10 protein-coding genes are annotated in these 14,132 nt (G+C 64.9%); 6 read left to right on the top strand and 4 right to left on the bottom strand.

The window, feature by feature from the left end; translation table 11 throughout:
* The first annotated feature begins 78 nt into the window (after window positions 1-78).
* Together D3260_RS06400 and D3260_RS06395 are read left to right on the top strand one after the other, a co-directional pair.
* Window positions 79-1,581: a PLP-dependent aminotransferase family protein gene (locus tag D3260_RS06400; protein ID WP_120097755.1), complete on the top strand. Its 1,503-nt coding sequence runs from the start codon at window positions 79-81 to the stop codon at window positions 1,579-1,581.
* Window positions 1,582-1,675: 94 nt separating this feature from the next.
* Window positions 1,676-3,571 (top strand): MFS transporter, encoded by a 1,896-nt coding sequence (locus D3260_RS06395; RefSeq protein WP_120097754.1) that lies wholly within the window; start codon window positions 1,676-1,678, stop codon window positions 3,569-3,571.
* Window positions 3,572-3,574: 3 nt separating this feature from the next.
* On the opposite strand, the gene D3260_RS06390 is transcribed toward D3260_RS06395, so the two are convergent.
* Entirely contained in the window at window positions 3,575-4,198 is a 624-nt protein-coding gene (locus D3260_RS06390; RefSeq protein WP_120097753.1) for a TetR/AcrR family transcriptional regulator, read from the bottom strand.
* A 159-nt stretch (window positions 4,199-4,357) separates the two neighbouring features.
* Entirely contained in the window at window positions 4,358-5,260 is a 903-nt protein-coding gene (locus tag D3260_RS06385; protein ID WP_120097752.1) for a LysR family transcriptional regulator, read from the bottom strand.
* 102 nt (window positions 5,261-5,362) lie between these two features.
* Here D3260_RS06385 and ilvD point away from each other — a divergent pair, with 102 nt between their 5' ends.
* Window positions 5,363-7,213, top strand: coding sequence for a dihydroxy-acid dehydratase (gene ilvD / locus D3260_RS06380; protein WP_120097751.1), 1,851 nt, complete (start codon window positions 5,363-5,365; stop codon window positions 7,211-7,213).
* Between the two features lie 500 nt (window positions 7,214-7,713).
* On the opposite strand, the gene D3260_RS06375 is transcribed toward ilvD, so the two are convergent.
* Window positions 7,714-8,112, bottom strand: a complete 399-nt coding sequence (locus tag D3260_RS06375; protein ID WP_120097750.1) for an SMI1/KNR4 family protein — start codon at window positions 8,110-8,112, stop codon at window positions 7,714-7,716.
* Window positions 8,113-8,253: 141 nt separating this feature from the next.
* On the bottom strand, window positions 8,254-8,715 hold the full coding sequence (locus D3260_RS06370; RefSeq protein ID WP_120097749.1) for a hypothetical protein: 462 nt from the start codon (window positions 8,713-8,715) through the stop codon (window positions 8,254-8,256).
* Between the two features lie 1,069 nt (window positions 8,716-9,784).
* Between D3260_RS06370 and D3260_RS06360 the strand changes: the two genes are divergently transcribed.
* From D3260_RS06360 to D3260_RS06345, 3 genes are all read left to right on the top strand, one after another.
* Window positions 9,785-10,675 carry a PEP-CTERM sorting domain-containing protein gene (locus D3260_RS06360; RefSeq protein ID WP_120097747.1) on the top strand — a complete coding sequence of 297 codons (891 nt, stop codon included), beginning with the start codon at window positions 9,785-9,787 and terminating at the stop codon, window positions 10,673-10,675.
* Window positions 10,676-10,980: 305 nt separating this feature from the next.
* Window positions 10,981-11,889, top strand: coding sequence for a capsular polysaccharide synthesis protein (locus D3260_RS06350; protein ID WP_147418117.1), 909 nt, complete (start codon window positions 10,981-10,983; stop codon window positions 11,887-11,889).
* 1,365 nt (window positions 11,890-13,254) lie between these two features.
* Window positions 13,255-14,127, top strand: coding sequence for a universal stress protein (locus D3260_RS06345; protein ID WP_120097744.1), 873 nt, complete (start codon window positions 13,255-13,257; stop codon window positions 14,125-14,127).
* Window positions 14,128-14,132 lie beyond the last annotated feature (5 nt).

Below are 14,132 nucleotides of genomic sequence, written 5' to 3'. Positions count from 1 at the left end.
ACACCAAGGCCGTCACGGGCTGGAGCCGGCGGACACGGCCAGCATGCAAGGGCAACCGGCGCTCTATAAGATCCGGTCATGAGCGAATCGAGGGAACCAGTGAGCGACCGGGCAGTATTCGCCTGGGTCATCGACGGCCTCAATCGACGATTGGCGGAGCCGAGTGGCGATCCCAAGCAGCGGCGCGTATATAACGCGCTGCGCGCCTGGATCGTCAGCGGCGAGCTGATGCCCGATATGCGGCTGCCGTCGAGTCGCCTACTCGCGCGCGAGACCGACATGGGCCGCAACACAGCACTGGGCGCCATCGATCAGCTGGTTGCGGAAGGCTTCCTCGTGGCTCGCGAAGGGGCCGGCGTCTATGTCACCGCGGTCGGCTTTGCCGGTCTATCCGACACGCCGAACGCGCCGACCTCGGATCGCCTGTCACAGCGCGGGCGCGCCGTGCTCGCCGTCAGCCCGGACGATGCCGTCACGCACCCGGCCTTCACCCTGGGTATGCCGGCGCTGGATCGGTTCCCCGAGGCCCGTTGGCGTCGCGTGGTGCGCCGACACCAGCGCCCGGGCGCGCAGCAGGCCCTGCACTACCGCACGCACGGCGGGCATCCGGACTTGAAGGCAGCGATCGCGGATTATGTTCGTCTGGCGCGCGGCGTCGTCTGCCAGGCGGATCAGATCCTCATCACGCACGGCACCCAGCAGGGCCTCGGCCTGGTGGCCACGCTGCTGGCCGACGGCGGCGACAGCGCCTGGATCGAAGACCCCGGCTATCTCGGCGCGCGTGCGGCATTCCAGGCAGCCGATCTGCGGCTCATCCCCGTGCCGGTCGACGACGACGGGCTCGATGGTTCGGCCGTTGCATCAGCGCATCCAGCGCCTCGGCTGATCTACACCACACCCTCGAACCAGTATCCGCGCGGCGTCACACTGGCCCTCAAGCGCCGATTGGCACTGCTCGAAACGGCACGCCAGCACGAGGCCTGGATCGTCGAGGACGATTACGACAGCGAGTTGCGTTATGTCTCATCGCCCCTGGCCTGTCTGCAGGGCCTGGCTGGCGGTGCGCCGGTGATCTATCTCGGCACATTCAGCAAAACCCTGTTCCCGGCCCTGCAGCTCGGCTATATCGTGGTGCCACGGGCGCTGATCTCTCGCTTTCGCCGGGCCAACGCGCGGCTGTTTCGCGAAGAGGATCCGGCCTTGCAGGCCGCCCTGGCCGATTTCATGAACAGCGGTGAGTTCGCGGCGCACATCCGGAAGATGCGACGTTGTTATCGACGCCGCCAGGCCGCGCTACGTGAGGCGCTCGCCCCGGCAACGAATGCCGGGCTGCGCCTGTCGTCCGGCGCCGCCGGACTGCATCTGGTCGCCTATCTCGACTCGATCGCCCAAGAGACACGCCTGGTCGATGAAGGGGCCGCGGTCGGCGTTTCACTGGCGCGCCTGTCGACCTATTTCATCGGTGGCCGCACCGAACCCGGGCTCGTGCTCGGCTACGCCGGCGCGGACGAGGCCGAGATCGCCCGGCCGGGCGGCTGGCTGGCACGCGCATGGCGGGCCAGCCAGGACGACGGGTCGTAAAACGATCCGGTCAGCGCCGCGGGCATGGCGTCCTTGTCGATGGCGTGAACGGCTGCTATAAATTGAACACCGTTTAGTTATTGGGAAAAACGCCATGGCGTCCGGACAGTTCAGACTTCTCGGCGAACGACGTTTCGCGCCGTTCTTTCTCACGCAGTTTCTCGGCGCGTTCAACGACAACCTGTTCAAGAACGCGTTGGTGATTCTCATCGCCTTCCAGGGCTCGAGCTGGGCGATGGCCCAGGGCGGCATGAGCACGAACGTACTGGTCAACGTCGCCGCGGGACTGTTCATCCTCCCGTTCTTCCTGTTCTCGGCCACGGCCGGCCAGATCGCCGACAAGTACGACAAGGCCACGCTCATGCGCTGGATCAAGGTGCTGGAGATCGTGATCATGGCAGGGGCAGCGGTGGCGTTCGCCCTGCACAGCCTGATGCTGCTGTTCGTCCTGCTGTTTCTGATGGGTACCCAGAGCACGCTGTTCGGCCCGGTGAAATACGGTTACCTCCCGGCGCATCTGGGCACGCGCGAACTGACCGGTGGCAACGGACTCGTGGAGCTGGGCACCTTCCTCGCGATTCTGCTCGGCACCATCGTCGGCGGTCAGCTGGTGCATGTGATCGGCGACCGGGTGATCATCATCGGCCTGAGTGTGCTGGTGTTCGCGGGATTGGGCTGGCTGGCAAGCCTGTGGATTCCGCGCACCGCGCCCAGCGCGCCGGGGCTCAAGCTCAACTGGAACCCGGTCACCGAAACGGTGCGCATCGTCGGCTATGCCCGCGAGAACCGCACCATCTTTCTGTCCATCATGGGCATCAGCTGGTTCTGGGCGGTCGGCGCCCTGTATCTGGCCCAGCTGCCCAACTATGTCCGCGTCGACCTCGGCGGCGACGAAACCGTGGTCACGCTCCTGCTGGCGCTGTTCTCGCTCGGTATCGGCATCGGCTCCATGCTCTGTGACCGGCTCTCCGGCGGGCGGATCGAGCTGGGGCTGGTGCCCTTCGGTGCGGCCGGCCTGGTGGTCTTCAGCCTGCACCTGGGTTTCGCGGGCGTTGCCGCACCGAGCCAGCCCGCCGGTCTGGCGGCCTTCCTGGCGCTCGACGGCAGCTGGCGCGTACTCGCCGACCTGGGCTTGATCGGCCTGTTCGGCGGCTTCTATATCGTGCCGCTATACGCCCTCATCCAGGAACGTGCCCCGCGCGAGCGCCTGTCGCGCATCATCGCCGCCAACAGCGTCATCAACGCCTTGTTCATGGTGCTGGCCTCGCTCTACGCGGTGGGCGCGCTCGCGCTCGGGCTGACCATCCCCGGCCTGTTCCTCGCCACGGCGGTGATGACGGCAGCCGTGGTGGTGTTCATCTTCACGCTGGTGCCCGAATTCACCATGCGTTTCATCATCTGGCTGCTGGTGAGCACGATCTATCGCGTGCGCAAACGCGGGCTGGACAACATCCCGGATGACGGCGGCGTGCTGCTGGTGTGCAACCACGTCAGTTTCATGGACGGGCTCATTCTCGGCGGCTCCGTACGCCGCCCGGCCCGCTTCGTGATGTATCACACGATCTTCAATATCCCCGTGCTGTCCTTCATCTTCCGCACGGGCAAGGCCATCCCGATCGCCCCGGGCAAGGAAGATCCGGAATGCCTGCAGGCGGCCTACGATGCCATTGCCCGCGAACTGGCCGATGGCCAGGTCGTCTGTCTGTTTCCCGAAGGCGCCATCACGCACGACGGCGAGCTCCAGACGTTCCGCGAGGGCGTGGAACGCGTGATCCGGCGCACACCGGTCCCGGTCGTCCCGATGGCGCTACGCGGCATGTGGGGCAGCTTCTTCTCGCGCAAGGGCGGCGCGGCCATGCACCATTGGCCGAAGCGGTTTCGTTCCCGCATCGAGCTGGTAGCCGGCGCGCCGGTCGACCCGGCCGACGTGAGCGCGGCCGATCTGCAACAACGCGTGCATGCCATGCTCGATGACGGCAAGCCGGTCTGAGGGCTATGCGGCGCCGCCCGTCGGCGCCGCCTCGGCACGCACGCCGGCCAGATAATGGCTCACGAGATCGTCAGTCAGATGGGCGACCGCCTGGCCGCCAACCATGTGCAGCTTGCCCGTGAGGGTGAGCATGCAGATGCCGTGGACACCGCTCCAGAGCGCCTGGGCAGCGGTATCGAGCGCGGCGCCCGTCGCCCCCGTGGCCTCGGCCAGCGGATCCATGATGAGGGCAACCAGCCCGGCGATGCGGGTATCGATATAGTCCGGGCCGGCCACCGTATCGGGCAGGCGGTGCTCGAAGCAGGCCCGCCACAGGTTCGGTTGCGCCTGCGCGAACGCGGCATAGGCACGCGCCACCCGCCGCAGCTGCTCCGCACTCGAACCCGACTCGGCCACCGCGGCTGCCATCGGCACACGCAGGCGATCCAGCGTGCGGGCGTTGACGTGCAGAATCACGTCGTCGAGGTTGGTGAAGACCAGATAGATGGTGCCCGGCGTATAGCCGACACGCCGGGCGATGGCGCGCGCGCTCAGCCCGCCGAGCCCGTGATCCACGATCAACTGCTCGGCCGCGCCCAGAATCAGATCGCGAAGCTCTTCCCGGCTATGGTCGCTGCGACGTGCCATCGATGCGTCTCATGAAATGAAGACATCATAACGCGCTATTGAACGGCGTTCATTTCCGCCCCCATCCACGGCATGCCCGATCGCGCGCTCGATCGGGTGACCGGTCCGCCGATTGTCGGCAGGCGTGCCCGGTTCCCTCGGCCCGACCGGTCGGCGGCGTCATGCGCAGCTCTCGACAATGGCACGAAAGTTCTGCAATGACGGGCTCGTTTGATCGGCCCGCCAGATCAGCCCGGTCTCGAGCTGTGGAGCCCCGCTCTGCAGCGGCACGTAGCGCGTACCGGTCCGTGCCAGATGACGTAGCGATGCCGGCACCAGTGCGATGCCCATGCCGGCCGAAACCAGGCTGATGATGGTCTGCATCTGGATCGCCTCCTGCACGATGTCCGGCGTACCGCCACAGGCGTGGTAATAGCCGGTGACCAGATCATGGAAAGCCGGCGCGACCTGGTGCGGGAAGACGATGAGTGGCGAGCCGACCACCGCCGCCGGCGTGAGCGCGCCGCCGGCCAGCGACAGGCGTCCATCTCGCAACCACGCGTCCGGCACCGCGGCCACCAGCGGCTCGGTCAGCAATCGGGTATAGGCCAGTGCGGCCGGCAGCGGCGCCCGGGCCGGCGGAATGACGATGCCGGCGTCGGCCGTGCCGGCCAGAACGGCCGCGATCTGGACATCGCTGGTCGCTTCCTCGAGCGACAGCGTCACATCGGGATAGGCCGCCCGAAAACGAGCAACCAGGTCAGGAAGCAGGCTGTAGTCGGCGGTGCTGACGAACGATAAGGCCAATCGCCCGATTTCCCCGCGCTTCATGCGCTCGGCCGTCGGCCCGAGCGCATCGAGGCCCGCCAGTGCCGCACGGACCGGCACCAGCCACTGGGCACCGAACGCGGTAAGCGCGACGCGTCGCTGTGTCCGCTGGAACAGATCGGCGCCCAGCTCGGCCTCCAGGGCCCGGATCGACTGGCTCAGCGGCGGCTGGGTCATGTGCAGACGTGTGGCGGCGCGGCCGAAATGCAGGGTCTCGGCGACCGCGACGAAATGCCGGAGCCGGCGCGCATCCATGATTGATATCTCTTGCGACTCAGTCAGGCCGAAATTATATATTTCAGATGCAGACGATGACGACCTACGATAAGCGCCCACCCCGTCGCCAAATCGACTGCCATGCCTGCCTATCGCTCCCGTACCACCACCCATGGCCGCAACATGGCCGGCGCCCGCGCGCTCTGGCGGGCCACCGGCATGGGCGATGCCGATTTCGGCAAGCCGATCATCGCCGTGGCCAACAGTTTCACGCAGTTCGTACCCGGCCACGTGCATCTCAAGGATCTGGGCCAGCTGGTGGCTGAAGAAATCGCGGTGGCCGGCGGCGTGGCCAAGGAATTCAACACGATCGCCGTGGACGACGGGATCGCGATGGGCCATCAGGGCATGCTCTATTCCCTGCCCTCGCGCGAGCTGATCGCCGACAGCGTCGAGTACATGGTCAACGCGCACTGTGCCGATGCCCTGGTGTGCATCTCCAACTGCGACAAGATCACGCCCGGCATGCTGATGGCAGCCATGCGGCTGAACATCCCGACAGTCTTCATTTCCGGCGGCCCGATGGAAGCCGGCAAGGCGGTCGTGAAAGGCAGCAGCCGGGCCTTCGATCTGGTCGATGCCATGGTAGTGGCCGCCGACGAGCGCTATTCCGATGACGACGTCGCGACCGTTGAACGTTCGGCCTGCCCCACCTGTGGCTCGTGTTCCGGCATGTTCACGGCCAATTCCATGAACTGCCTCACCGAAGCACTCGGCCTGGCGCTACCGGGCAACGGCTCGATGCTGGCCACCCACAGCGACCGCGAGCGGCTGTTCCGTGACGCCGGCCGCACCGTCGTCGAAATCGCCCGACGGTATTACGAAAACGACGATGAGCGCGTGCTGCCGCGGCGTATCGCCAACCGCGACGCGTTCGCCAACGCCATGAGCCTGGACATCGCCATGGGCGGTTCGACCAATACGGTCCTGCATCTGCTGGCCGCGGCCCAGGAAGGCGCCATCGACTTCTCCATCGCCGAGATCGATGCGCTCTCGCGGCGCGTGCCCTGTCTGTGCAAGGTCGCCCCCGCCAAGGCCGATGTGCACATGGAAGACGTCCATCGCGCCGGCGGCATCATGGCCATCCTCGGCGAGCTCGACCGCGCCGGCCTGCTCGACACCACGCTGCCGACGATCCATGCCGAGCGCATGAGCGACGCACTGGCCCACTGGGACATCGTCCGCACCACCGACGCCGCGGTCCGCCGGTTCTACCAGGCCGCGCCGGGCGGCGTACCGACCCAGACCGCGTTCTCGCAGTCCGCCCGTTGGGAGGCGCTGGACGCCGACCGCGAACACGGCGTGATTCGCTCGGCCGCGCATCCGTTCTCCACCGACGGCGGCCTGGCCGTGCTGTTCGGCAACCTCGCGCCCGAGGGTTGCATCGTCAAGACCGCCGGCGTGGATGATTCGATCCTCACGTTCACCGGCAGCGCCCGCGTTTACGAAAGCCAGGACGCCGCCGTGGCCGGGATCCTGTGCAACGAAGTCTCGACGGGCGAGATCGTCATCATCCGCTACGAAGGCCCGAAAGGCGGCCCGGGCATGCAGGAAATGCTCTATCCGACGAGCTACCTGAAATCCAAGGGCCTCGGCAAGGCCTGTGCCCTGGTCACCGACGGGCGTTTTTCCGGTGGCACGTCGGGCCTGTCCATCGGCCACGTCTCACCGGAAGCCGCCGAGGGCGGGCTCATCGGCCTGGTCGAAACCGGCGATACGATCGCCATCGATATCCCAGGCCGGACGATCGAGCTGATCGTCGACGAGGCCGAGCTGGGCGCCCGCCGGACCGCCATGAACGAACAGGGCCCCAATGCCTGGCAGCCGAAGAATCGCCTGCGCAAGGTCTCGACCGCGCTCAAGGCCTATGCGGCGCTTGCAACCAATGCCTCACGCGGCGCCGTGCGGGATGTGAATCAGGTATCGTCCTGAACATATCCCATGACGAACTTAACGGGCATCCGCCAGCCGGGGCCAGACTGACGCCGGATCGCGCGGCAATGCATATGATGGGGTAATCCGTGCGCTCGATCATGGCCCACGTCTGCCGGTCGCGCCGCGGGTCCTAGATATTTGGTCCTGCCGTATGGTGGTTCAACGTTGCATGGCCGGTTTTTGGGCACAACCCGACGGGACGGCGGTCATTTTTTAGCAATCCGGCGTTATCGTTCGCGACGCCAGAATGACGGCCGTACGCGCCCGATGCCTTGTCTTGCAAAAAAATGGCCGCCGGCGCGGCGCACGTGGGACGTGTTATCAACCCGGCATAAAAATAGATGATTTTTCGGGTTGATAACGCGCGTGTGCGACAGCACGCGCGCCACGGCCAACGGCCGTGAAGCCATTGAAAATAAAAAGACGGACAAGTGCCGGCTTTTATTCTTCGATGGCGTTGGAAACCGCTGAGCAGGTCAGCTGGCCCGATGCCGCGTTCACAGGTCTTGAAGGTCGGCACAACTCGCGGCGACGCGCTCGAGTTCGCCGTCTTCATGCCACCAGACATGGACCGCCGCCAAGAGCGCCGTGCCCTCGGCAGCCGGCAACAGCACGAGCTGGTTGCCATCGCCGTCGGTCGCGATGGCGATCGCCTGCGCCGGAAAGCCGGGCCAGGCGCGGGCAGCCATGGTCTCCTGCACGATATGGCTGGCGGTTCGTTTGGCCCGTCGGGCATCGGAATCATCAAAGACCGGATGGAGGCGCCAGTCCGCGTCGAGAACATCCAGCTCGCCACCGTTGTCGCATCGAAGACGTGCCGTCAACGCCGCCGGGAAAACAACGCCCAGTGCGGCCTCGGCCTGGCGGATGAATCGAATATCGGTCGAAAAAGCCATCGATAGGGTCCTGAAAGTGCCCGGACTGCGCCCCCGCTTCGGGCCATGAATATAACCGCGGAATCGTCGTGCCGCCGAGCGCCAACGTATTCTGACCGTCTCGCGGTGATACCGACGACAGGCAACACCGGTACGGCGCCGCTACGCCGCCTGGGCCTTCGCACTATCCAGAATGGTGGCCGCCACCGACGCGGCGAATTCCTCGGGCACGCCGAGTTTGCCCTGCGACAACACCACCGGCGCGATATCCAGCGGCTGCATTTCTGCCTGCGACTTGCACGGCGTATCGCCACCCCGGATCAGCTGTCGCCGCTCGCGCGACAGCCCGGCGGCTGCATCATGAAAATCGGCGCGATCCTCGAACGGGTCGAGTGCGCCGGTCGCGAACCGCACCGACGTATGCCGCGCTCCGGCAGCGCCCCCCTGGCGTTTATCGGCCATGCGGGACGGCGTCAGCCAGCCGGCGTCGCTATAGACGTGCCCGGCTACCATGCGCCGGATCATCCAATCATTCAGATTGAGCGCGTACAGCCCCGGGCCGATCAGTCGATGATCCATCGCCGCACAGAGCCCACCGAGCCAGGCCGGGCGACGGCCGAGCATGGTCGGCAACGGCCCGCGTCACGTCGGCGCAACCAGGGCCAGCGCCGGCGCCGTTGTCGGCGCGCCGGCGAAATGACGCAACACATAGCCGGCCGCATGGGGCCGGCCGCGACAATGGGATGCGGACGCGATACACGCGTTTCCAGGATATGCGCCAGAAATGCCGACATCGCCGCCGGTGTCCACGCCACGTGCGGCTTGTCGACAGGCCCGACCCCCGGCCAGTCAACGGCAACCGTGTTGAAATACGGCGCTGGACGAGCCTGCAACGAGGCCATCTCACTCCGGGCGGCAATCGCGGACAATGCCAGCAACAGCCGTGCCTGCGGGCCGGTGCCAAACCACGTCGCCCGACATGCCAACGACCGGTCCTGCCACGACCGGGGTGAACAAGTCCTCGCGCGGCGGTGCGTTGTCCGTGCTTGTCGCGTCTGAATGCCGCAACGCCCGATCTCGCTGCGGTCGGTGTTCACGATGCCCCGAGCGGAATCGCCCCCGATACGCGTTCCGCGACTATCGCCGCGCTATACGGCGCCCGTCCAGCCCAGTCGCGCGCCGCCTTCGGCATCTCGATCAGACTATGCGCCGACGACGACGGCGTGATCGCCATCATCGTGACCGCGGGGCCCCCTTGAAGACCGGCCAATCGCGCCTGACCAGCAGCCCCCGCCCCGGTGGCAACCGGCGCGCCGCCGTGGACGCCCTACAAAAGCACTCGAACCGGTGACGCCGCCCGTGGCGCACCGGCAACCTCGGGCGCGCTGGCGTGGCCGCCGACTACGCCGCCGGCCGATACAAAACGCGAGCGCGTCGCGCGGCTCATTCGATAAGCCGGCCCCTGTTTGTCTTCGGCGAAGTCCGCTGTCGCTTTTTTTGACAGACGGGGACTATTAATCCGGCACCAGAACAGCTGACGACGTCAGCTGTTTTCAACGCCATCGAAAGAAACGCCGGCACTTGTCCGTCTTTTTATTTTCAATGGCTTCACGGCCGTTGGCCGTGGCGCGCGTGCTGTCGCACACGCGCGTTATCAACCCGAAAAATCATCTATTTTCATGCCGGGTTAATAATGGGCGCCATGGCACGTATCAAAACCGTTGCAAAAGCGTCGGAATACCTGACACTCACGATGAGCCATATGACATACGCTTTTGTTTTAAAAAGACAAAAAAAGCTGGCTCGAACGTTGCCAAGCCGAGCGACCTGCTGGCCATCCGGCCACCCACTCGTTTCGTGCAGAAACTCACAGAGCATCCATATGGTTCATCGCTCCCTCCAGAATGCCGCTTTCATCGGCATCGCCATGTGCATCAGCGCGAGCGCCAGCGCTTATACGATCACGTTCGATCACAGCGCCGATGCCAACGGCCTCGCCACGACCAACGTCGCCGGCGCCAACGTCCTCGACTTCAAACAGCAAGCGACTTGTGGCGGTTATAGCGGATGCTTCGGCAGCTACACCTTCCGGACGGGGAGCTTGGCCAACGAATACAGCGCGCCGGAACTCAGCCCGGGACGCAACAGCACGCCGTATTTATCCAACCCCACCACTCTGGGCGAGGACAACCGCGCCAACTTCTATATCCCCGACACAGCCAATTATTTCGGCCTGCTCTGGGGCTCGATCGACCCGGCGAACTCGATCACTTTCTACAACGGCTATCAGAGCGCCACGACGGCGGTTGCCCGCGTCACCGGCACCGACATCCGCAACGCGGCAAGCAGCCAGAACATCTCGTTGGCCGATCAGAACGACAGCGCCTACGTGAATCTTTTCGACCTGCCGGATTTCAACACGATCGTCTTCAACAGCGATGACACGGCCTTCGAAAGTGACAACCATGCCTATGGCAACGCCAGCGCGCCGTCGGCCGACGTACCGGAGCCGAGCTCGCTGGTACTCTTCGCGTTGGGCCTGTTCGGCCTTGGCGCCCTCGCGCGTCGTCGCGGCCTGATTTAAGCCGCCGCAGCATACGCCGCAAGCGTGCAAAAGACCCAAGGCCCGTCGACAAGTCGACGGGCCTTTCCATATGCAGCAGCGACAAGCCACACCGTGCGAAAGCCATGCGCATCGACTTCGGCGCATCGACGGCCGTCGCCGGCTGACGATTCACGCCGCGGCATCTCGATGAGAAAGATGAACGTGTCGGGCACGGCATGCGGCGTCAATCGTATGGCGGGCCGGATGATCGATCCCCGAGGCCGATGCCTTGCGGCGCCGTGTATTGTGAGCAATCGTGACTTGTCCCATTGATTGACGAAGCGATGCATCCCCGGACTCGAATCCTCAAGCCGATAGCCGAGGCGATAACCACCGAGCGATTTCGCCGTTATGTGGTGCGCCGAGACCGGCAGGACCGGGCATGCCAACAACGACTCGGTCTGGATACCTTCGTCGCGGACTGGGATCGTTTGATGCAGGCACCGCCAGCGCCGAACCCGCCGGCGCGAACCATCTGGATGCTCTGGCTGCAGGGCGAGACCGAGGCACCGGCCCTGGTGCGCGCCTGTATCGAAAGCTGGCGGGTACGGAACCCGAGCTGGACGGTACGCGTGCTGGACGCAGAAAGCCTGGTCAACACGATCGCGCTCCCCCGGTTTCCATCGCATATTTCGCCAAGCCACAAGGCGGATATCATCAGGCTGCGGCTGCTGGCTCGCTATGGCGGCGTCTGGGCCGATGCGACCACGATCTGTCAGCGCCCGTTGGACGAATGGATTGATGTCACAACGCCGCGAGGCTTCTTCGCCTTCACCCGACCGCAGCCTCTACGTTCGGTCGCGAACTGGTTCATCGCCGCCCACACCGATGCCCCGTTGCTTCAGGCCTGGTTGGCCTGGAGCGAGACCTACATGTTGTCTCGCCGACCGGCTCGAAGCTACTTCTGGCAACATCACACATTCGACTGGCTGCTAGCCCGCGATCCCGAGCGACAACGTGAATGGGACGAGACGCCCAAGATCAGCGCGCGCGGCCCGCATGTCTTGCAACGACTCCTGGATGGGCATTTGTCAGCGCAGGCGCGGCCCACCGCCGAACAACTGGCCAGCCTGCCGTTATTCAAACTCAATCGCCGCAAGGGCTATACGCTGACCGACACTCGGCGGATATTTCTGGATTACGGCCTGGAGCCTGTTGATGTTTCGTGCGAGTCCGCGCCAAGTGCGCCCTGAAATTGACGATGGGCGCCCGGCGGCGTTGCGAGCCTTGCCGGACACACTGCGGTCTCTCGACGAAAAGGCGCTCGAACGAAACATCAACAGGCTCCAGCGCCCCCATCCATTAACCCGGCACCAAGACAGCTGACCTCGTCAGCTGTTTTCTACGTTATCGAAGATAAAGGCCGCTTGCCCGTCGTTCGTTTTCAATGCCTTGGCAGCCGCTGTGTGTGCCTTGATAAGCCCATCGCGGTTGATCCGCGCTCAGATCAACCCGAGGCGGCGTTGATGAAATGTCGATCTTGGCGGTTCAGGTCAGACTCGCCGGATGATGTCGGCATTCGTATGACAGCCTCGAATGCCTTGCCAGAATTGGCGCCACATCACAGGGACTCAGAAGCGCCCAGAGGACTGATCTGCCACTGCGTCGTCAACGACAGCGGTTGTGGCTCGATGCCGCGGCCGGGCGCACTTCGACACGCCATCAGGCATGCCACCTCGCAAGAGCCGCCCGCACACAATCGAAGGCTCGAACATGTCCCGGCGACATCACCCGCGACAGTTCATGCGACCGGGCTCGTGGACGGACGATCCGGTACGTCGTGGCGCCAATCGGTCTGAACCCGGAGCCGCGATCGGATCCGGCGCCGCCGTGGTCGAGTGATGGTTCGTCTTCATCGACCTCGCGCGGCCTCGCCCCGGGTATCGGCGCATGGCGACACCGCACCGGCCACCTCGAACTTATGAGGCGCCGGGCAGCACGCGACGTCGGTCGCGCGCCTGTGATTCGGCGTATACGCGGGCCAGCGTGGTCCGCGCTGGCACAGGTGGCCCGGCGATACCGTGCCGCGGCGGTCTGGCGGCATTATCCGCAAGGATAAGCACCCGACCGACAGGACATGGCGCGACGGTTGACGCCGGCAGATCGAAACCGCTCGTCGCGCCTCTGAGTCCCGTCAATACGAAAGCCCTGACGGCCCGATCCGAACGCAGACCGGGCGCCGACTCTCTCGACCCAATCGCGGATCGACAATGAAACGCCCCGAGCGCAGCGCCTGCCCGTGTCCGCGAACCGCCCCGGAGATCACGCCCCGCTTTTTGTCGCCCCCATTCGACATCGGCCGCATTCGTGGTGCCTCTAAAAGCCTGTGCATGAACCGCGCGCCGGAATTGCCAGTCGATAGCAGGCACGCGCACCACGCCGGAAAAGCCGCGGGGCCTGCGGCTTTGCCCGATCGTTCCGGGCCGTGGCGACACCACCGCCCGAGCACCGTAATCGCAGCCGAATTGAGATGGATCAAATAAACTGGCAGGAAAGCGTATGACACTACGGACTTGACCGGCTTTAACCGGATTCCACCCGGCTGACGGAGATCGACGTTGGACTACGCCACGCTTCTGTTACTCACGCAAGACAGTTCCCACCAGGCGGACGTTGCCGATACGGCGCTTCGCATCGCCAGCGACGCCAATGCACATCTCACGGCGCTGCGTGTCCACGTTCCGAGCTATCAGGCCTACGTTGCCGCCGGCACTTATCCGGTCGCGCCCAGTGCAGAGGCTATCGAACACGAGAAACTCGAAGCGGCCCAACACGCCGATCGCCTGAAAACAGCGTTCGTCGAACAGGCCCATCGGGTCGAGTTCCAGAACTTCGAATGGCGCTACCATGCAGGCGAGATGGCCGACGGCAGCGTTGCGGATATCGCCGCGCTACATGCCCGCTATGCCGATCTCGTCATACTCGGCCAGCACGATCCACAGGAACGCGACAGCCAAATCAGCGCCGACACGCCCGCTGTGATCGCGACCGCCTCAGCCCGCCCGGTTCTGATACTGCCCTACGGCAGATGCCCCGATACGCTCGGCCAACATATCGTGCTGGCCTGGAATGCCACGCGTGAGGCCACGCACGCGATCACCGCGGCCTTGCCTTTTTTGAAACGTGCGGCCCTGGTCGAAATACTGATCGTCGACGAGGGCGAGGCCCGTACGCACCGTATCTATGGCGACGAACCCGGCGCGGACATCGCCTTGTTCGCCGCCCGGCACGGCATCCGCGTATCGGTAACGCAGCTCGACGGTCGCGGGCTGAGTGTCGCCGAAGTATTGTTGTCAAAGATCGCCGACAGTGGCGCCGACCTGCTGGTAATGGGCGCTTACGGACATTCCCGCTTGCGCGAGCTGGTCTTCGGCGGCGTCACCTATGAGCTGATGCGCCATATGACTGTTCCTACATTGATCGCGTCGTGACCCAA

The sequence above is a fragment of the Salinisphaera sp. Q1T1-3 genome, assembly GCF_003602005.1.
GTDB lineage: Bacteria > Pseudomonadota > Gammaproteobacteria > Nevskiales > Salinisphaeraceae > Salinisphaera.
This window is presented reverse-complemented; position numbering and strand designations above follow the sequence as displayed.

Coding starts and splice junctions, on each gene's coding strand:
- D3260_RS06400 (WP_120097755.1), top strand. CDS start 79: ATGAGCGAATCGAGGGAACCAGTGAGCGACCGGGCAGTATTCGCCTGG.
- D3260_RS06395 (WP_120097754.1), top strand. CDS start 1,676: ATGGCGTCCGGACAGTTCAGACTTCTCGGCGAACGACGTTTCGCGCCG.
- D3260_RS06390 (WP_120097753.1), bottom strand. CDS start 4,198: ATGGCACGTCGCAGCGACCATAGCCGGGAAGAGCTTCGCGATCTGATT.
- D3260_RS06385 (WP_120097752.1), bottom strand. CDS start 5,260: ATGGATGCGCGCCGGCTCCGGCATTTCGTCGCGGTCGCCGAGACCCTG.
- ilvD (WP_120097751.1), top strand. CDS start 5,363: ATGCCTGCCTATCGCTCCCGTACCACCACCCATGGCCGCAACATGGCC.
- D3260_RS06375 (WP_120097750.1), bottom strand. CDS start 8,112: ATGGCTTTTTCGACCGATATTCGATTCATCCGCCAGGCCGAGGCCGCA.
- D3260_RS06370 (WP_120097749.1), bottom strand. CDS start 8,715: ATGCTCGGCCGTCGCCCGGCCTGGCTCGGTGGGCTCTGTGCGGCGATG.
- D3260_RS06360 (WP_120097747.1), top strand. CDS start 9,785: ATGGGCGCCATGGCACGTATCAAAACCGTTGCAAAAGCGTCGGAATAC.
- D3260_RS06350 (WP_147418117.1), top strand. CDS start 10,981: ATGCATCCCCGGACTCGAATCCTCAAGCCGATAGCCGAGGCGATAACC.